Origin of the sequence: Chloroflexus sp. MS-G (assembly GCF_000735195.1) — a bacterium.
GTDB lineage: Bacteria > Chloroflexota > Chloroflexia > Chloroflexales > Chloroflexaceae > Chloroflexus.
Window position 1 is genome coordinate 1 of record NZ_JPIM01000094.1, and the last position, 17,547, is coordinate 17,547.

At 54.2% G+C, this 17,547-nt stretch carries 16 protein-coding genes; 2 read left to right on the forward strand and 14 right to left on the reverse strand.

From position 1 onward, the window contains the following. Positions 1-323: 323 nt before the first annotated feature. Positions 324-1,106, forward strand: a complete 783-nt coding sequence (locus tag JE47_RS0115235) for an enoyl-ACP reductase FabI (protein WP_031460580.1) — start codon at positions 324-326, stop codon at positions 1,104-1,106. 60 nt (positions 1,107-1,166) lie between these two features. Then, positions 1,167-1,523 carry a hypothetical protein gene (locus tag JE47_RS0115240; RefSeq protein ID WP_031460581.1) on the forward strand — a complete coding sequence of 119 codons (357 nt, stop codon included), beginning with the start codon at positions 1,167-1,169 and terminating at the stop codon, positions 1,521-1,523. Between the two features lie 79 nt (positions 1,524-1,602). On the opposite strand, the gene JE47_RS0115245 is transcribed toward JE47_RS0115240, so the two are convergent. The 14 genes from JE47_RS0115245 to JE47_RS0115310 all read right to left on the reverse strand — a co-directional run bounded on the left by JE47_RS0115245 (position 1,603) and on the right by JE47_RS0115310 (position 17,106). Then, on the reverse strand, positions 1,603-3,072 hold the full coding sequence (locus tag JE47_RS0115245; protein WP_031460582.1) for an NADH-quinone oxidoreductase subunit N: 1,470 nt from the start codon (positions 3,070-3,072) through the stop codon (positions 1,603-1,605). A 48-nt stretch (positions 3,073-3,120) separates the two neighbouring features. Further along, positions 3,121-4,698, reverse strand: a complete 1,578-nt coding sequence (locus tag JE47_RS0115250) for a complex I subunit 4 family protein (RefSeq protein WP_031460583.1) — start codon at positions 4,696-4,698, stop codon at positions 3,121-3,123. Positions 4,699-4,907: 209 nt separating this feature from the next. Beyond that, a complete protein-coding gene (gene nuoL, locus JE47_RS0115255) occupies positions 4,908-6,836 on the reverse strand; it encodes an NADH-quinone oxidoreductase subunit L (protein WP_031460584.1) in 1,929 nt (642 codons plus the stop codon). Positions 6,837-6,842: 6 nt separating this feature from the next. After that, complete coding sequence (gene nuoK, locus JE47_RS0115260; protein WP_031460585.1) at positions 6,843-7,145, reverse strand: NADH-quinone oxidoreductase subunit NuoK; 303 nt, start codon at positions 7,143-7,145, stop codon at positions 6,843-6,845. Continuing rightward, positions 7,145-7,651, reverse strand: coding sequence for an NADH-quinone oxidoreductase subunit J family protein (locus tag JE47_RS0115265; protein WP_031460586.1), 507 nt, complete (start codon positions 7,649-7,651; stop codon positions 7,145-7,147). Before JE47_RS0115265 ends, nuoK begins: the two co-directional genes overlap by 1 nt. A gap of 60 nt (positions 7,652-7,711) precedes the next feature. Next, entirely contained in the window at positions 7,712-8,209 is a 498-nt protein-coding gene (gene nuoI, locus JE47_RS0115270) for an NADH-quinone oxidoreductase subunit NuoI (protein ID WP_028459466.1), read from the reverse strand. An 85-nt stretch (positions 8,210-8,294) separates the two neighbouring features. Then, complete coding sequence (gene nuoH, locus JE47_RS0115275) at positions 8,295-9,512, reverse strand: NADH-quinone oxidoreductase subunit NuoH (RefSeq protein WP_031460587.1); 1,218 nt, start codon at positions 9,510-9,512, stop codon at positions 8,295-8,297. A gap of 59 nt (positions 9,513-9,571) precedes the next feature. Then, the gene (nuoG, locus tag JE47_RS0115280; RefSeq protein ID WP_031460588.1) at positions 9,572-12,283 is read right to left on the reverse strand and encodes an NADH-quinone oxidoreductase subunit NuoG; all 2,712 of its coding nucleotides are present in this window, start codon (positions 12,281-12,283) and stop codon (positions 9,572-9,574) included. A gap of 59 nt (positions 12,284-12,342) precedes the next feature. Then, the gene (gene nuoF, locus JE47_RS0115285) at positions 12,343-13,647 is read right to left on the reverse strand and encodes an NADH-quinone oxidoreductase subunit NuoF (RefSeq protein ID WP_031460589.1); all 1,305 of its coding nucleotides are present in this window, start codon (positions 13,645-13,647) and stop codon (positions 12,343-12,345) included. Between the two features lie 48 nt (positions 13,648-13,695). Beyond that, positions 13,696-14,388: a complex I 24 kDa subunit family protein gene (locus JE47_RS0115290; protein WP_031460590.1), complete on the reverse strand. Its 693-nt coding sequence runs from the start codon at positions 14,386-14,388 to the stop codon at positions 13,696-13,698. Positions 14,389-14,474: 86 nt separating this feature from the next. Further along, positions 14,475-15,710 carry an NADH dehydrogenase (quinone) subunit D gene (gene nuoD, locus JE47_RS0115295; RefSeq protein ID WP_031460591.1) on the reverse strand — a complete coding sequence of 412 codons (1,236 nt, stop codon included), beginning with the start codon at positions 15,708-15,710 and terminating at the stop codon, positions 14,475-14,477. Between the two features lie 4 nt (positions 15,711-15,714). Then, positions 15,715-16,233 carry an NADH-quinone oxidoreductase subunit C gene (locus tag JE47_RS0115300; protein ID WP_031460592.1) on the reverse strand — a complete coding sequence of 173 codons (519 nt, stop codon included), beginning with the start codon at positions 16,231-16,233 and terminating at the stop codon, positions 15,715-15,717. A gap of 1 nt (position 16,234) precedes the next feature. Beyond that, a complete protein-coding gene (locus tag JE47_RS0115305) occupies positions 16,235-16,759 on the reverse strand; it encodes an NADH-quinone oxidoreductase subunit B (RefSeq protein WP_031460593.1) in 525 nt (174 codons plus the stop codon). After that, positions 16,750-17,106 (reverse strand): NADH-quinone oxidoreductase subunit A, encoded by a 357-nt coding sequence (locus tag JE47_RS0115310; protein WP_031460594.1) that lies wholly within the window; start codon positions 17,104-17,106, stop codon positions 16,750-16,752. The genes JE47_RS0115305 and JE47_RS0115310 overlap by 10 nt, the downstream gene beginning before the upstream one ends. Between the last annotated feature and the right edge of the window lie 441 nt (positions 17,107-17,547).

Consider the following 17,547-nt stretch of genomic DNA (forward strand, 5'->3'; position numbering starts at 1 on the left):
AGGCTATCTCTCGCTCAACACACCACCGACTATAAGCACGAACATTCGACGACACAGTAATGTAAGTAGGTAGAACCTGATGAAACACCGTGTAGTATGTTCCTGACCACCCTACCTCAAGAGTGAAACGCAGTGACCAGCCGTGAAGTGTGGTTCAACGTTTTTATCCTACTCAGCAGCAACCTGTTCCCAATGGCGTACCGGGTAAGCCAGTGGGACAAAGATACAGCGCTCTACTCACGCTATCGCCTGCCAAAGTATGGTAAGATAGCGCGCTAGTGAAGCACATCAACGCTTGCTTACAACTTGATGGAGGAAACAGTATGGGCCTGATGGAAGGAAAGAAAGGCCTGATCCTTGGTGTAGCCAATGATCGCTCGATTGCGTGGGGCATTGCGCAGGCCCTGCATCGCGAGGGCGCTACTATCGGCTTCACCTACTTGGGTGAGGCACTCGAACGACGGGTACGACCACTTGCCGAAAGCCTGAACTCACCACTCATCGTGCCGTGTGATGTCGCACACGATGAAGAGATCGCTGCTTTAATGGAGCGTGCCCGTGAAACCTTTGGTCAGATCGATTTTCTCGTTCATGCCATTGCTTTCGCCAACAAAGAGGAATTAAGCGGCACCATTCTCAACACTACCCGTGAAGGATTCCGCATCGCCCTCGAAATCAGTGCCTACTCGCTGATCGCTCTGGTGAAAGCGGCTGAACCAATGTTCGCTCCTAACGCCAGTGTGTTAACGTTAACCTACCATGGCTCTCGTCAGGTCATTGGCAGCTACAATGTGATGGGTGTCGCCAAAGCCGCGCTTGAGGCCAGCGTCCGCTATCTGGCTGCTGGCCTTGGCCCGCGTGGCATTCGAGTCAATGCCATCAGCGCTGGCCCTATCCGTACTCTGGCTGCCAGCGGTATCGCCAATTTCCGCAGCCTGCACAAACAATTTGCCGAATATGCCCCCCTCCGCCGTCATGTCACGATTGAGGATGTTGGCAACGCTGCCCTCTACCTCTGTTCGCCGCTGGCGGCAGGCGTTACCGGCGAGATTCATTACGTCGATGCCGGGTTTAATGTGGTTGTGCCGGGGAGCGGTGAAGAGTAGCACTTCCCTCAACAGTGTGCTACAATGAAAGCGTATGCGCACTGCGATGCGGAGGATAGAATGGGAGAGGTTGCAATCGTATCAACCGATAGCACGACCGCCGATCGGCTCGCTGCGATAGTAGCAGCACAAGACTTCCGCGTGACCACTTGTACCCCCGATGCGCTGCCGGCAGCGCTGCCGGCGTTGTTTATCGTGGTGATGCCGGCATTAGCCTCGCCCGAAGAGCAGGTTATTGAACAGCTTCGTGCGAATGAAACGACGGCGAATATTCCGATCGTGATCGTCAGTGGGTTGCCGATGAACGAGTTACAATCGGTTCCTTACGCTAGTGATTGGACGATTGCGATTGTTCCTGAACCGGTTGAGGAGAAGGTTTTGATCGATACAATTCATTTTTTGCTGGGCAAAGAGTAATGCTCACGCTAGATGATAGGGGCAGGTTACTAAAACCTGCCCCTGTTTGTTGTACACGAACCTTCACTTCAGTATCGCATCAGCCCCCTAGTGCGACCGCTGAACGTTCGACTAGCGCAAAGATCGGAGCCGGGATCAAGCCAATGATGATCGTGCCTGCTGCTGCTACGACAATATCGATTGTGAGACCACGATTAAGTTCAGGCGCAGGTTCTCCCTCTGGCTCGGTCATGAACATCCGAATGATAACCCGTAGGTAGAAGAAAGCTGCAATTGCGCTCGTTAGGACACCGACCAGCGCTAGCCAGGGTAATCCTCCCTCCCAGGCTGCGGTCAGTGCATAGAACTTCGCCATAAATCCAGCAGTCGGCGGTACTCCAGCCAGCGAGAACATAAAGATCGCCATTGCTACAGCCAGCAACGGCTGACGCTGATACAGACCGGCGAAATCGTCGAGTTGCCATGCCTCTTCACCCTGATGCTCCAGCGCAATCAATACCGCGAATGCACCCAGATTGCTTAGGGCATAAACCAGGATGTAAAAAATGAACGCTTCTGGACCGCGCTGTTCACCGGCAACCATGACGCCCAGCATAACATAACCAGCATGGCCGATGCTGGAGTAGGCCAACATGCGCTTGACATCCATTTGGGCAATGGCTCCCAGATTGCCGACCACCATAGTCAATGCGGTCAGACCGGCCAGTACCGGCAACCAGTATGCGTTTAATGTCGGTAATGCCTCGAACAACAGGCGAACCAGTGCTGCCAGTGCTCCACCTTTCGTGCCCACACTCATGAAGGCCGCTACCGGGGTTGGCGAACCCTGATAGACATCGGGTATCCACATGTGAAATGGCGCCAGCGCAGCCTTGAATGAGAAGGCGATCAAAACCATCGCTGCCCCACCCAGCAAGAGGGTCAGGTTCGTGTCACCTAAATCACGGTCGGCGGCGTAAGCACCGATTTCACTCAGCCGGGTCGAGCCGGTTGCACCAAAGATCAACGCAATACCGTACACGAAGAAGCCAGCCGCGAACGCACCCAACACCAGATACTTCATCGCTGCTTCTTCTGAGGTCAGGCGCGGATAGGCAAAACCGGTCAGAATGTAGAGCGTGATCGAGAGTGTCTCAATTCCCAGGAAGAGAACGATTAGATCGGCGCCCTGCGCTAACAGGATCATCCCGCTGACCGCAAACATAATAAGTGGGTAATACTCGCCCTGCTCTATATCTTGGCGCGGTAGATAGTCGAGCGACATTGTGATGCTTAAGATACCGATCAGCAAAAAGACCCAAGTGAGCGTTAGGGCAAAGGGATCGAGACGTACCATACCGCCAAACGTGCTTCCGCTCACCCCCCAGAGTGGTAGCCCGACCAGACCGGCCACCACCAGACCGGCAATCGCCAAATAGCCGGTGAGCTTCTTGCGCCCAACCGGGATAAAGAATGTGTCAACCAATAATAGGCCGGTCGCCCACGTTACTACGACCAAAAGGGGCGCTATCAATCCCAGATCCACCGGCGGGATCGTCAATGCGTCCATTCGTTCTTCCTCCTCGCCTGGGCAAAAAACATAATGATTTACTGATGATTACCGCCCGGCTACTTGTGCCATCAAGTCAGCAACCAGCACCGTCACGCTGTACTGCATCCCGGCAAAGAACAGCGCCGGATAGATACCAATCCCCACAATTGGGATACTCAATAAGGCAAAAGCGGTTAACTCACGTCGATTCAGATCGGGAAGATGAGCGTTCGCCGGATGCGAAACCTCACCCATAAAAATAGAGCGGAACAGTTTGAGCAGATACGCTGCTGCTAACACAACCCCACCGACCGCAAAGACAACGTAGACCCACCCTAAGATCGGCGAGCGGAAGGCGCCTGTAATGATGGTAAATTCACCCACGAACCCATTAAGCCCCGGTAAGCCGGCTGAGGAGAGGGCTACCAGTAAACTGAATGCGGCATAGATCGGCATCACCTTCCACAACCCGCCAAACTCGGCCAGTTCACGGGTGTGGCGTCGCTCGTACAGTACCCCTACCATCAGGAAGAGCGCGCTGGTACTGAGTCCGTGGTTGACCATTTGTAAGATTGCCCCGCTGATCCCTTCTGCGTTAAGGGCAAAGATGCCCAGTACCACAAAACCCATATGGCTGACCGACGAGTATGCCACCAGCTTTTTCATGTCTGACTGGGCAAAGGCAACGGCTGCGCCGTATATGATGCCGATCACCGCTAAAATCGCTAATGCCGGTGCTGCCCATTGTGCTGCTGCCGGAAAAAGGGTAAGATTATAGCGAATAAGACCATACCCACCCAGCTTGAGCAAAACACCGGCCAGAACAACTGAACCGGCAGTTGGTGCCTCAACGTGTGCATCGGGCAACCAGGTGTGAAACGGCCAGAGCGGAACTTTCACGGCAAAGGCTAGAAAGAAAGCACCAAACAGCAGGCGCTCGGTTATGGTGTCGAGCGTAAACCGTCCGGCCCGCAGATCACTGACAAACCGGCCAAAGCTGAACGTTCCGCGAAAGTCGGGTTCAAAAGCAGTTATCGCATCGCGGTGCAGGATATGCAGCGCAATCAGGGCCAGGAGCATGAGCACCGATCCGGAAAACGTGTAGAGGAAAAATTTACGTGCCGCATAGATTCGGTTTTGGCTCCCCCAAATACCAATCAGAAATGTCATCGGAATAAGCGTAAATTCCCAGAAGAGGTAAAACAACAGCAGGTCTTGGGCGATAAAGACCCCAATCATCGCTGTCTGTAAGATGAGGAGTAGAATCTGGAAGTTGCGTACATCTTTGTGTACCGAATCCCAGGTTGAGAGCACCACAATCGGGCCGAGAAAGGTAGTCAGCATCACCAGCCAGAGGCTGATGCCATCAATGCCCAGGCTATAGGTTGCACCCACGATCGGCAGCCAGGGGAGTTCTTCGACGAATTGCATTGCTGGTGGCGCACCAACGACTGCTACCTGAAAGGGATTCGTCTCGAAACGCAGTGGCAGGATCAGGGAGAGAACAAAACCGATCACCATCGTTGTCAGCGACACCCGGCGGGCCAGCTCAGGATTCGTCTGCGGTACGAACAAGAGCACCAGCGCTCCGACTGTCGGCAGCCAGAGAATGAGCGAGAGGAGTGGAAAGCCTAACTGATTCATAACGCTCCCTCGTTGAGGTCACATCAATTCTGCTGCAAGAGTCTGTCTACGATTAGCTATCCTGGTTAGGATGATGCTCCTCTTACAACGAGGTTGATATGCCTCATCAGCAGTTCACGACCAACCGTTTTCTGCACTCCGGTTCAGTGTAGACAGTAGTTACCGACAGGTACGGCATCAATCGTGGATGCGATCGTACAATATTTCTGTTAGCGAGCAATCCAGAGCATAAACCCGATCACAAGCAATACGCCAACCGTGAAAACGAGCGCATACGTGCGAACGTAACCGGTTTGTACTGCACGCAGACTGTTGGCCAAACCGCCAAAGAACCGACCAACTCCCATCACCAGACCGTCAACACCCTGTGGATCGAACACGCGGGCCAGGAAATCTGATAAGCGCTCAAAGCCAGCAACAACCGTGCGCTGATAGAGACGATCAAGGTACCAGGCCTCTGCCATGCCTTCCCAGATGTCACCGCTGTAGCGATAGATTGGGTCTTTGCCGCCGATCTTAATTTTGGCGGCGTTAGTGGTGTAAATCCACCAGCCCAAATATCCCATTCCTACTGCCCCGATGGTCGCGATCAGGGCCAGCCAGAGGTTGAATTCGCCGGCCTGCTCGTGCAAAACCGGCTCCAGCCAATCGGTCAGCCAGTGCAGAACTGGGAGATTGATCGCACCACCAATGATAGCTCCGACGGCTAACACAATCAGCGGAACGGTCATCACCTGCGGACTTTCATGCGGATGGTAACTGGGATCGCGTTGCGTGCCAAAGAAGATCAATGCTACCTGGCGACCCATATAAAAGGCAGTGAACAGTGAGGTGATGAAAAGAATAATGAAAATTGGTGTATGGCCGTGCCCAACCGCGTGCGCCAAAATCTCATCTTTGCTCCAGAAACCGGCCAGCGGGAAGATACCGGCCAGTGCTAACGCACCGATCAGATACGTGCGGAACGTTACCGGCATTGCGTCTTTCAATCCACCCATTCGCCGCATGTCCTGGGTGTCGTGTGTGCCGTGAATAACCGAACCAGCAGCCAGGAAGAGTAATGCCTTGAAAATACCGTGGGTCAGCAAGTGGAAGATCGCTGCCACATACGCCCCCATCCCACAGGCTGCCACCATAAAGCCTAACTGCGAAACAGTACTATATGCCAGCACCCGCTTGATGTCCCATTGGGCCATCGCCGCCGTTCCGGCCATCAGGGCAGTTAATGCACCGATCCATGTCACCCATCCCTGCGTCGTGAACGAGGCGACGAACAGTGGTTCGGTGCGCGCCATTAAATAAACACCGCCGGTCACCATCGTTGCCGCGTGAATCAGTGCCGATACTGGGGTTGGACCGGCCATTGCATCAGGTAACCAGACGAAGAGCGGAAATTGTGCACTCTTGCCGGTGGCGCCGATCAGCAGCAAAAACGAGATCGCTGTGCTCACAAAGATCGGTTGCCAGTTGGGACCGACGCGCAAGCCAGCAATATCGCCTACCCGCTCAAGAAAGCCGAGTGCGCCACCTTCACCCTCGCTGTAGAAATTGAGTGTTCCAAAGTAGGTAAAAATCGCCAGCATTGCCAGTATAAATGCAGCATCACCGATGCGATTGACCACAAATGCTTTCACTGCCGCTTCACCGGCTGTCTTGCGCTCGAACCAGAAACCGATCAAAAGGAACGAGCAGAGACCAACCCCTTCCCATCCCAGGAAGAGCAGCAGGAGGTTGTTTGCCATCACCAGGAAGAGCATCATGGTGACGAACAGATTGAGGTAGGCGAAATAACGCACCACCCGCGGGTCACCATGCATGTAGCCAATCGAGTAGACGTGAATAAGTGCACCAACACCGGTAATCAGCAGTGCCATGACTGCTGTCAGCGGATCAAACATAATCGCAAACGGTACCTGAAAACTGCCGGTGTTGATCCATTCCCAGGCAGTGCTGACGATCCGCCGCTCTTCCGGTGGCATACTGGCTAACACCCCTACCGCGATAAGTGTCACCACGAATGCGGCGGCTACCATCCCACTCGCCACCAATCCGGCTGTTCGTTCGCGGCGAATCACAAACACATTTAACAGAAAGCCAATGAATGGCAACAGCGGAATAAGCCAGATCAACAGTTCCATGGTTGGCTAGCCCTTCAATGTACTGACTTCGTCTACATCGGCGGTACGCTTGGTACGGAAGATGGCAACCAGCAGTGCCAGACCGACTGCTACTTCGGCAGCCGCCACCGTAATGACAAAGAAGACGATGACCTGGGCCTCGACGCCTAGACGTTCGCGGGCAAAGGCGACGAGCGCCAGGTTTGCGGCATTGAGCATCAACTCAACCGCCATGAAGATCACAATTGCGTTTCGCCGCAGTAATACCCCCAACACCCCAATGGTAAACAAGATGGCGCTGAGCAATACATAATACGAGGTGGGCACCATTAGATTTTCCTCCCGCGCTGATTCAGTACTACTACCCCAATGACCGCGATCAGCAAAATAAAGCCGGTCACCTCAAATGGCAGGAGGTAGTCGGTAAAGAGCAATGCCCCTAATGTCCGCGGATCACTGAATTGAATCAGCGCCTCACTCTCCGGTGGCGGATTCGTCGCCCCACCCAGGCCGACTACGACCGACACGACCAACAATGCTAATCCCAGCAGCAACGCCAGTGGTTGTTGCCAGGCAATCCGATCTGGCGTGTCTTCTACCTTTTCCGCACCCAAGAGCATGACTACGAAGAGAAACAGCACCATGATCGCGCCGGCATAGACGGTAAGCTGAATTGTAAACAGAAAAGGAGCCTGTAGCAACAAAAAGAGCACCGCAATCGCAGCAAAGTTCAGCAGCAAAAAGAGCGCACTATGCACTGCGTTCCGTGAGACCAGCATTGCTACGGCACCTACAATCGCAATCAGTGCGGTAATAAGAAATAAGATAAGTTCCATACTCTGTGCTCCGCTTACCAGCGTATCTCAGATGATCTCCAACTATGCCGTGTCAGTCGTCTATAGATCAATCTTGGCCGGTGGGCTTGGTTGCCGATTGAGCTGCTGTAAAATTGGCGGTGGTTCACCATGGCCTTTATCCGGTGGCACTAACAGCATCTCTTTGGTATAGATGGCTGCCCGACGATCATAGAAGCTCAACTCGTACTGATGCTCGAGCACAATGGCGTTCGTCGGACAGGCATCTTCGCAATAACCACAGAAGATGCAGCGCAGCATATTAATTTCATAAACCGCTGCGTACCGTTCGCCCGGTGAGCGTGGGTTGGCCGGATCGTTCTCGGCTGGAATCACCAGAATTGCATCTGCCGGGCAGGCAGCAGCGCAGAGAGCGCAGCCGATGCAGCGTTCCTGTCCATTAGCGAACCGTTTTAGTTCGTGACGACCACGAAAACGTTCACGTACCGGTCGTTTCACCTCTGGATACTGTACGGTGACCGGTCGCTTAAACATGTAACGCAGTGTTGTTCCTAACCCCTTAACCAGTTCTCTGATCATGAGCTATCCCTTTCAGCGGGTCGAATGCTTCGCTTGCCGCACGACGTTCGTTTTCACCCACAAATCGAATCACGTGTGTAGCGGCTCAGTTCGGTAGTTGGATGTCCTTCACCAGGGTTACATTATCAATCGGTTTGGGCGTGCGGTTGAAGCCGATGGCGATGGCGATGGTGATCGCCCCTAAACCGAACAGCACCCACGAATGTACGACCCGATCAGGAATCAAGATGATAACCACCGTTGTATAGACCAGGTTGAGCAAACCGACCGGTAACAACCATTTCCAGCCCAAATCCATCAGGCGGTCGTACCGCAATCGTGGCCAGGATGCACGTACCCATACCGAGATGAAGAGAAACACGACCACCTTTAGCAAAAAGGCGCCAAGCGAGACAATCCCAAAGACAATGCTTCCCGCTACCGGCCCTGCCAGCGCCGTTACCTCACGCCCGAGAATGTCGAGACCTGGAAAATGCCAGCCCCCGAAGAAGAAGGTTACCGCCAATGCCGAGACGGCTATCAGTTTGATGTACTCGGCCATGAAGAAGAGGGCAAATTTCATTGAACCGTATTCGGTGTTATAACCACCCGTCAGCTCTTGCTCAGCTTCAACCAGATCGAAAGGCGCACGCACGACCTCGGCAGTGGCAGCGATCATGTAGAGGACAAAACCTAGCAGTTGCGGAATAATTCCCCACAACCCTCCCTGCTGTTGGGTGACAATCTCATGCGTTGAAAGGGTGCCATACGTCATCACCACACTGAGCACAGCACAACCTAACGCCAGTTCGTAAGAGATGAGCTGTGCCGAGGAACGGATGCCGCCGAGCATTGAGTATTTGTTGTTCGAGGCCCAACCGGCCAGGGTGATCCCATAGACGCCGATGCTGGTTACGGCCAGTACATAGAGCACACCGATGTTCAGATCGGTAATTTGCAGAATGTTCCAGAGGTTGGTGCGCGCCGGATCATAACAGGCCTGATAATCCCAGTTCAGGTTAAGACAGCCAAACGGAATAACCGCCCAAATGATGAGCGCTGGAATAACCGCTACTGCCGGAGCGAGGAGATACACCGGTTTATCGGCCATTGCCGGTACAATATCTTCTTTGAAGAAGAGTTTGACCGCATCGGCGGCTGGTTGAAGCAACCCTGCCGGCCCGGCCCGATTCGGTCCGACCCGATTTTGGAGCCGTGCCAGAATCCGTCGTTCAAACAGGGTTAGATACGCGAAGGCGGTTGTCACCGCTAGCGTAATAACAAAACATTGGATCACGATGATCAGGATGGTCAGCCAATCCATACGTATGTCCCTCAGTGCTGATCCGAATGCACATCCAGCCCATAGATCAGCGCTTGCAGCTACTCCGTTACGACTTTCGCCAGGTTCACCCGTGTACGCGGTCCGGTCTCGATCTCAGCGGCCATAACATCAGCCAGGCCGGCAGGTAGCAGAATGATACCATTTGGAACATCGGCTAGCACCCGAGCAGGGATGACCATTTCACCGGCTGCTGAGATCAACCGCACCCGATCACCACTATGAATGTTCAGCTTTGCTGCGTCGTCAGCGCTGATTGCCGCGTATCCACGTGGTATCAGGCTTTGTAGCTTAGAACCGCGCAGATGGCGGTCACCGTCGTAGGCTAACACCTGTTCGAGAAGCAGCATTGGTCGCTCATCAGCGAAACGAGTGACTTTGCCGGTAAAGGTGAGGTTTACCGTTCCTTTGCTTGCCAAAGCCGGTAAGACCAGACCGACACCTTCGGTATTGGTGTAGCTGGTGCCATCGTAATAAATGGCATCATCGAACTGCCGTCCCCAGCTTCCGCCGGTACCGGTTGCGGCCAACGCTGCATACGTTATTCCGGCATAGCCTGGCACTTGGGCTGCGATCTCATTTCCTACATCGGCGGCTACCATATACGACCAGGCCTCGGTAGTTACCGGGATCGGCCCATTTCGCCCACCGCCAATTGGCACCATCGCCAGAGCCTGGGCAACTGCGGCAACGATCTGCCAGTCTGGCCGTGACTCACCAACCGGAGCGCAGGCCTGTCGCGACCGCTGCACCCGTCGCTCGGCGTTGGTGTAGGTTCCTTCGCGCTCGGCAACACTGGCTGTCGGCAAGACAACATCGGCATATTCCGCACTGGCCGTCAGGAAGAGGTCTTGTACGATCACAAATTCAGCCGCTTCGAGTGCCGCCCGCGCCACCGGAAGTTTTGCTGCCGGATCGACACCGGCCAACCAGATAGCCCGTACCTTTCCCTCTCTCGCCGCATCCCAGATACCGTTGGCATCCAGGCCACGCTGCTTGCGCGGTGTATACCCCGGCCCGGCATCAGGTCGCACTCCCATTTCAATCGCGCCGCGACTGTTGCCTCCGGGTAACAGGGCAATGATACCGTTATTTGCCGTACCGGTGCGTCCACTGAGCAACATCAGTGCAGCCAGCGCTTCGGTTAGGGCCGGCCCTGCACTACGTGCTTCCCAGCCATAGACAATTAGGCTTTGACTGGCAGTCAGAAAATCTTTTGCCAGTTGGTTTAACCCGTCAACCGTCAAACCGCAAGCAGTGGCCAGATTGTTCAGAGAAACTCGTTCTAGCGCCGCACGGAGTTCTTTCCAGCCTGCCAATCGCTCGAGGGTGGCTGTCCGGGAACTATGTTCAAGCGCGGCCTTCAATAGTCCCTGAACGAAAGCCAGTTCACCTTCAGGGCGGTAGCGCACAACCTGCGTTGCCGAGCGCTCAAGTTTCGTTGGCCGCAAGCCGGCAACAACCAGCTTGCCTCCCCGTTGGGCAATGCCACGCAACCGCAGCATATAAAGTGGCGCTTCTTCTTCAGGATCGGCACCAATTACCAACACGACGGTTCCTGATCCCAGTTTGCTTAGATCAGTGTTAGGGCCAGGCGCCAGCCAGCCACCAATCTCATCGGGTGGCAGGGCTGCCGGTCCGCCGATACCGGTATCGATATTCTCGCTCCCCAGTTCGCGCAATAACTTCTGGAACAGGTAGAGGTCTTCGTTGCTGAGCTGTGGGCCGGCCAAACCGGCCAGCGCCTGTCCGCCATGACGTGCGCGAATGAGGGTCAACTGATCGGCAACGACTTCGAGGGCTTCATCCCAACTTACCGGAACAAGCTTCCCATTGCGCCGTACCAGCGGTGTTGTCAGCCGATCAGGTGCTTCGATAAAGCGATGGCCGTAGCGTCCCTTATCGCAAATCCAGATGTCGTTGACCGCTGCATTTTCGCGTGGCATCACCCGCATCAGACGGTCATGACGCATATCGAGCGTCAAGTTGCAGCCAACTGGACAAAGGGTACAGACCACCGGCTTACTCTGCAACTCCCAGACCCGTGCCTTAAACCGAAAATCGCTGCTGGTTAGCGCACCAACTGGACAAATATCGGTCGTGTTACCGGAAAACTTGCTGTTGAAAGGCGGATCCGACTTTGAGATAATCATCCAGTTGCGACCACGGTTGTCGAACCCAAGCACCGGATCATCGGCGATTTCATCCTGGAAACGTACACAACGACCACAGAGAATACAGCGCTCGCGGTCAAGGTAGATGAGATCGCCTAGCTTTACCGGCTTCTCGAAATGCACCTTATCGTTGTAGTCAAAGCGTGAAACCGCCGGACCCCAGCCCATGGTCAGATTCTGCAACGGACACTCACCGCCTTTGTCACATACCGGACAATCGAGCGGGTGTGATGTGAGCAGGAACTCAAGAATACCCCGTTGCGCAAACCGCACCTCTTCGGTGGTAGTCTTCACTACCATCCCCGGACTAACCGGTGTCGTACAGGCGGTTTGCAACTTCGGCATCATGGCAATCACCGGCTGACCATTGGCGTCAAGTACCGGTTGACGAGTTGCCGGATCAACTTTCGGCGTGCCAACCTGCACTAAACACATCCGACACATCCCAACCGGTTTAAGTCGTGGATGGTAACAAAAGACCGGGATTGCGATCCCTGCCTGGCGGGCAGCATCAACAATATTGGTACCGGCAGGCACAGTTACCTGCACTCCATCGATGGTAAGCGTTACATCTGACATTGCACGTTACCTTATGCTAAAGCACATCGCAGCCCACGATGTGCTAATGGTCAATCCGTTTAGTGCCGAACGATAAGCGGAATCTGATGCCCATTCCGGCTACTGCTGCGCTTTACCAGCGCTTCAAACTCGTGCGGGAAGAGCTGCAACGCACTCTTGATTGGCATAACGGCGCTTTCGCCGAGCAAGCAGAAGCAATTTCCGGCCATCTGGCGGTAGATGCTATGCAGCGTGTCGATGTCAGCAGCGGTCGCGTGCCCTTCTTCAACCATCCGGTGTAAAGTGCGCACCAGCCAGTGCGTCCCTTCACGGCAAGGTGTACACTTCCCGCAACTCTCGTGTTTGAAAAATTCGTCCATCTTGTACGCGACATAGGGGGCTGATACGGTATCGTTCAGCACAATAACGCCTCCTGAACCGAGCATCGAACCGGCAGCGGCCAGACTCTCGTAGTCGAGCGGAATATCCAGATGGTCGGCAGTGAGCCATGGCGCAGAGGCACCACCGGGAATGATAATCTTGACCGGACGACCACCCTTCATACCGCCACCGTATTCGGGCGACTCGATCAACTCGCGGAGTGGCACGCCGAACGGTAGTTCATAGTTGCCAGGACGATTCACGTGACCACTGAGAGAAAAACACTTTGTACCAGGACTCTTCTCGGTTCCGTGTGAGCGGTACCAGGCCACTCCCTTCTCGACGATGCGAGGAACGTTTGCCAGCGTTTCGACGTTATTGATAATCGTTGGTTTGCCATACAGACCGGCAACTGCCGGGAAGGGTGGCTTGAGGCGTGGTTGACCGATTTTCCCCTCCAGCGACTCCATCAGGGCAGTCTCTTCACCGCAGATATAGGCGCCAGCGCCGCGATGAACATAAATATCGAGATCAAAGCCGGTGCCCAAAATGTTCTTGCCGAGAAAACCGGCTTCATAGGCCTGGGCAATCGCTCGCTCAAGAGTGCGTGCGGCAGCGGCAAACTCGCCACGCATATAGATGTACGCGACATTCGCTTCAATCGCGTAAGCCGATAGTGCCACTCCTTCAATGAGCTGATGGGGATTTTTGTCGATAATTTGATGATTATTGAACGTTCCTGGCTCAGACTCGTCACAATTGCAGAGCAGATAGCGCGGATAGACACCTTTAGGGAGAAAGCCCCACTTTACCCCGGTTGGGAAGCCAGCGCCGCCCCGACCGCGCAGTCCCGAGTCTTTCACCATCTGTACAATATCAGCCGGAGTTTTCTCAGTTAAGGCGTAGCGATACGCTTCCCAACCACCATGGCGACGGTAAACAGCAAAATCGGAAATGTCGGGAATATCGAGTTCCCGCATCACGATATGTTCAGTCAGCCCCATCGAAATCAACTTTCTAGCGCACTGAATAGCGAACTGCTCAGAATAACATCACAACGGCGAAGCCTTGCGCGTTTCTGGGCGATCAATCCCCGAATCGGCCTCTGGCGCCACCGCCGGGGGTGGTGTTACCGGCGGTGGTGACGCTTCGCCAGCGAACTCACGTGGCCGATAGGGTGAAAACCGTTCAATCTGAACCAAACGGCCATCACGGGTGAACTCATAATCTTCGGCGAAGCGGCCACTCACGCCGCGCTTCCGTGCTTCGGCAGCACGCTCACGCAGGTTGTTGAGCAAGGTGTCGACGCGATCGGGTGTGACATCGTACACATAATCGAGGTTAGCCTGCAAGACCGGTGCCCGATCACATGCCGCCAGACACTTCACCCGTTGCAGAGTAAACATCCCATCGGGTGTCGTTTCTTCCTCGTTGATACCGAGCGAATGTTTTAAGGCAGCGATCAACTCCTCGGCTCCACAAAAACAGCACGGTACGTCGTCGCAAACTTGTAATACCCAGGTACCTACCGGACGATTGTAAAAGAGCGTATAAAATCCTACGACCTCGAAGACATCGGTTGGTGGCAAATCGAGAATCGTCGCCACCTCACGAATCGCCTCATCGGTCAGATAACCATACGTGTCCTGAGCCAGGTACAATAGGGGTAACACCGCACTACGCTTACTGGCGTAACGAGCAAGAATGGTCTCAATCTCAGCTTGATGTATGTCGAGCAGAGTCACAAATCCCCTCCGCAGCTCTTCTTTATCCTGGTACGCACTGCTTACGCAGTGCCAGCAGGTTACAGCATATACCGTGCATGATTCGGTTATCGATCCACTTCACCCAACACCGGATCGAGACTGGCAATTAACGCAACCAGGTCGGCAACCATCCGCCCCTTTGCCATATGGGCCAGACTTTGCAGATTAATGAACGATGGGGCACGGAAATGGACGCGCCACGGCTTTGGACTACCATCACTCACCACGTAGCAACCAAGAATACCGCGTGGCGACTCGATACTGACGTAAGCATCACCACGTGGTGGTTTGAAACCTTCAGTCCACAGCTTAAAATGGTGAATAAGGGCTTCCATACTCTCGGTGATCTCACGCTTTGGCGGCGGAGCTACCTTGCGATTCGGTGTGACAACCGGCCCCGGCCCCAACTCACGCAAACGCTCAGTCGCTTGCTGGATGATCTTCACACTTTGGCGCATCTCGGCGATTCGTACCCGATAGCGGTCATAAATATCGCCATTCTTGCCTACAGGGATCTCAAACGAATAGGTTTCATAACCGCTGTAAGGCATCGCCTTGCGTACATCATATGCAACACCGGTTGCCCGCAAATTTGCGCCGGTCAGGCCGAGGGCAATCGCCGATTGGGCATCAATCACCCCTACCCCGACCGTCCGCTCTAGCCATAGCGGATTCGTCGTCAGCAAATCTTCGTACTCGTCGATCCGAGATGGCATAATGGCGAGGAACTGCTCCACCGTCGGAATAAAATCGGACGGTAGATCGTAGGCTAGACCACCGATCCGGAAATAGCTGGTCATCATCCGTGCACCGGAAACCAGCTCAAAGATGTCGAGAATCTGCTCACGCTCGCGGAACGCATACAGAAAAACGCTCATTGCCGCCAGATCAAGCGCGTGCGTACCGAGCCAGACTAGGTGTGACGCGATCCGCTGCAACTCGACGAGCAACACTCGCGCAATCTGGGCACGTTCGGGAATTTCAACATCGAGCAATTTTTCAACTGCCAGCGCATAGCAAAGATTATTGGAGAGCGGCGCCAGATAATCCATCCGGTCGGTGAGGACCACCGCCTTCTGGTACGTCTTGCTCTCCATCGTCTTTTCAATTCCGGTGTGCAGGTACCCGACATCAGGTGCGACATTAACGACCACTTCACCATCAAGTTCAAGCACCAACCGCAACACACCGTGAGTACTGGGGTGATGCGGTCCCATATTGAGCACCATCGTCTCGGTGCGACCTGCGACCGCCGGCTCGATAATCTGTTGTGGCGTCGGAACAGTGATCGATTCGGTCATGCACCTACTCCTTTACAAATGGCTTATGAGCGTAGATGCGATCTTGATTGAACGTAAACGCAACCTCTTCATCGCCAAGCGGATGATCCTTACGCAGCGGATGACCAACCCAATCATCAGGCAGTAAAATGCGGGTGAGCGAAGGATGGCCTTCAAACCGGATGCCTAACAGATCGAATGCCTCCCGCTCCTGATAATTCGCCGTTGGGAAGAGTGGCGTGAGTGACGGCACTGTCGGTTCTGGCTCATCACACCCAACTTTAAGACACACCCGATGGCGATGGCGCATACTGGTCAGATGCGCGACAACCTCGAAACGAGGTGTGCGCCCAAGGTAATCGACGCCACAGAGATTTTCGAGGAACGTATAGGCAAACGCTGGATCATCACGCAAAAAGCGGGCTACCGCCACATATCCTTGTGGCGTGAGTGTCAGGCTCAGGTCGCCGCGAAACTCATTCACAGCCAGAATCTCACCGGCAAATTTCTCGCGTAATGCAGTAAGTACCGTCTGATTATCCATATCACTTCACCTGCACCAGGGGCTGATCGATACGGATCGGCGATTCCTTCCGCCCACTAATCTTCTCGCGCATCACTTTCTGATGCAACATCATGATCCCATCGATCAGTGCTTCAGGGCGGGGCGGACAACCGGCAACGTAGACATCAACCGGCACAACCTCGTCGACTCCCTGAACGATCGCATAGTTATTGAAAATACCGCCACAGGCGGCACAGTCACCCATCGCGATGACCCATTTTGGTTCGGGCATCTGATCGTACAGGCGACGTACCACTGGTGCCATCTTCCGCGAGACCCGTCCAGCAACAATCATCAGATCGGCCTGGCGGGGTGAGGCCCGGTTTAACTCCATCCCAAACCGTGAAAGGTCGTAATTGCTCGCCTGTGCCCCCATCATCTCGATAGCGCAGCATGCCAAACCAAATAGCAGGGGCCACATCGCATTCGTTCGCCCCCAGTTCACAACCGTCTCGAGCGTTGTGGTGACAATGCCGAGATTCCCGGCTTTTTCTTCTATTCCCATCGCAACGCCCCTTTCTTCCATTCATAAATAAAGCCGACGAGAAGCACGACGAAAAAGACTCCCATGATGACAAGACCGGCTGGGCCGAGCTGGCGGAAGACAAGGGCAAAGGGGTAGAAGAAGACGACTTCAATGTCGAAGACGATGAAGAGCATCGCCACGACATAGAACTTCACCGGAATACGCCGAATGGCCGGTCCAACCGGGTCCATACCCGACTCGTAAGGTGCCAGTTTCCGCGGCGTGCTCCGTCGGGGTCCGAGCAGCGCCGATAACGTGATGACGAAGACGGCAATGAAGACAGCAATGAGAAATAGAATGAGTACCGGAACATACGGTTCAAGCATATATTGCCTCGCAGCGAGTCATCGCAGAATCCACCGACGCAAGCAGAGGTGTCATAGGGAATTATACCTGTCTTCAAGATTGTGTCAATCGGCACGAACTATGGAAATTTCTAGTGCAACACGTCGCAAAAAATTGTGCAATTAATCCGGCATGGTGAATGCAGAAAGTAGCGAATGTTTACGTCAGGGTTACCTATCAATTCGATGCAGGAGAACCCAAATGTTGGGCAAAGCAATGTCGGTTTCCTTTCTATCAGGGCCTCTCAACATTCTCACCAGACTTGGTAGAGGTACAATGAGGAGAGGAAATGAAGATTGCGAGCAAGAAAGCGATTCCCAACTCGTCTGTGGCACGTGCGGAGGTGCACTGTTTTCTGTGCCAACCGTGCGCTATCCCCCCTGTTTGTCTTGTTGATGCTACTCGTCCCCGCCGTGCCCGAC

Excerpts from the sequence above, each read along its gene's own strand:
- JE47_RS0115235 (WP_031460580.1), top strand. The coding sequence starts at position 324 with ATGGGCCTGATGGAAGGAAAGAAAGGCCTGATCCTTGGTGTAGCCAAT.
- JE47_RS0115240 (WP_031460581.1), top strand. The coding sequence starts at position 1,167 with ATGGGAGAGGTTGCAATCGTATCAACCGATAGCACGACCGCCGATCGG.
- JE47_RS0115245 (WP_031460582.1), bottom strand. The coding sequence starts at position 3,072 with ATGGACGCATTGACGATCCCGCCGGTGGATCTGGGATTGATAGCGCCC.
- JE47_RS0115250 (WP_031460583.1), bottom strand. The coding sequence starts at position 4,698 with ATGAATCAGTTAGGCTTTCCACTCCTCTCGCTCATTCTCTGGCTGCCG.
- nuoL (WP_031460584.1), bottom strand. The coding sequence starts at position 6,836 with ATGGAACTGTTGATCTGGCTTATTCCGCTGTTGCCATTCATTGGCTTT.
- nuoK (WP_031460585.1), bottom strand. The coding sequence starts at position 7,145 with ATGGTGCCCACCTCGTATTATGTATTGCTCAGCGCCATCTTGTTTACC.
- JE47_RS0115265 (WP_031460586.1), bottom strand. The coding sequence starts at position 7,651 with ATGGAACTTATCTTATTTCTTATTACCGCACTGATTGCGATTGTAGGT.
- nuoI (WP_028459466.1), bottom strand. The coding sequence starts at position 8,209 with ATGATCAGAGAACTGGTTAAGGGGTTAGGAACAACACTGCGTTACATG.
- nuoH (WP_031460587.1), bottom strand. The coding sequence starts at position 9,512 with ATGGATTGGCTGACCATCCTGATCATCGTGATCCAATGTTTTGTTATT.
- nuoG (WP_031460588.1), bottom strand. The coding sequence starts at position 12,283 with ATGTCAGATGTAACGCTTACCATCGATGGAGTGCAGGTAACTGTGCCT.
- nuoF (WP_031460589.1), bottom strand. The coding sequence starts at position 13,647 with ATGGGGCTGACTGAACATATCGTGATGCGGGAACTCGATATTCCCGAC.
- nuoD (WP_031460591.1), bottom strand. The coding sequence starts at position 15,710 with ATGACCGAATCGATCACTGTTCCGACGCCACAACAGATTATCGAGCCG.
- JE47_RS0115300 (WP_031460592.1), bottom strand. The coding sequence starts at position 16,233 with ATGGATAATCAGACGGTACTTACTGCATTACGCGAGAAATTTGCCGGT.
- JE47_RS0115305 (WP_031460593.1), bottom strand. The coding sequence starts at position 16,759 with ATGGGAATAGAAGAAAAAGCCGGGAATCTCGGCATTGTCACCACAACG.
- JE47_RS0115310 (WP_031460594.1), bottom strand. The coding sequence starts at position 17,106 with ATGCTTGAACCGTATGTTCCGGTACTCATTCTATTTCTCATTGCTGTC.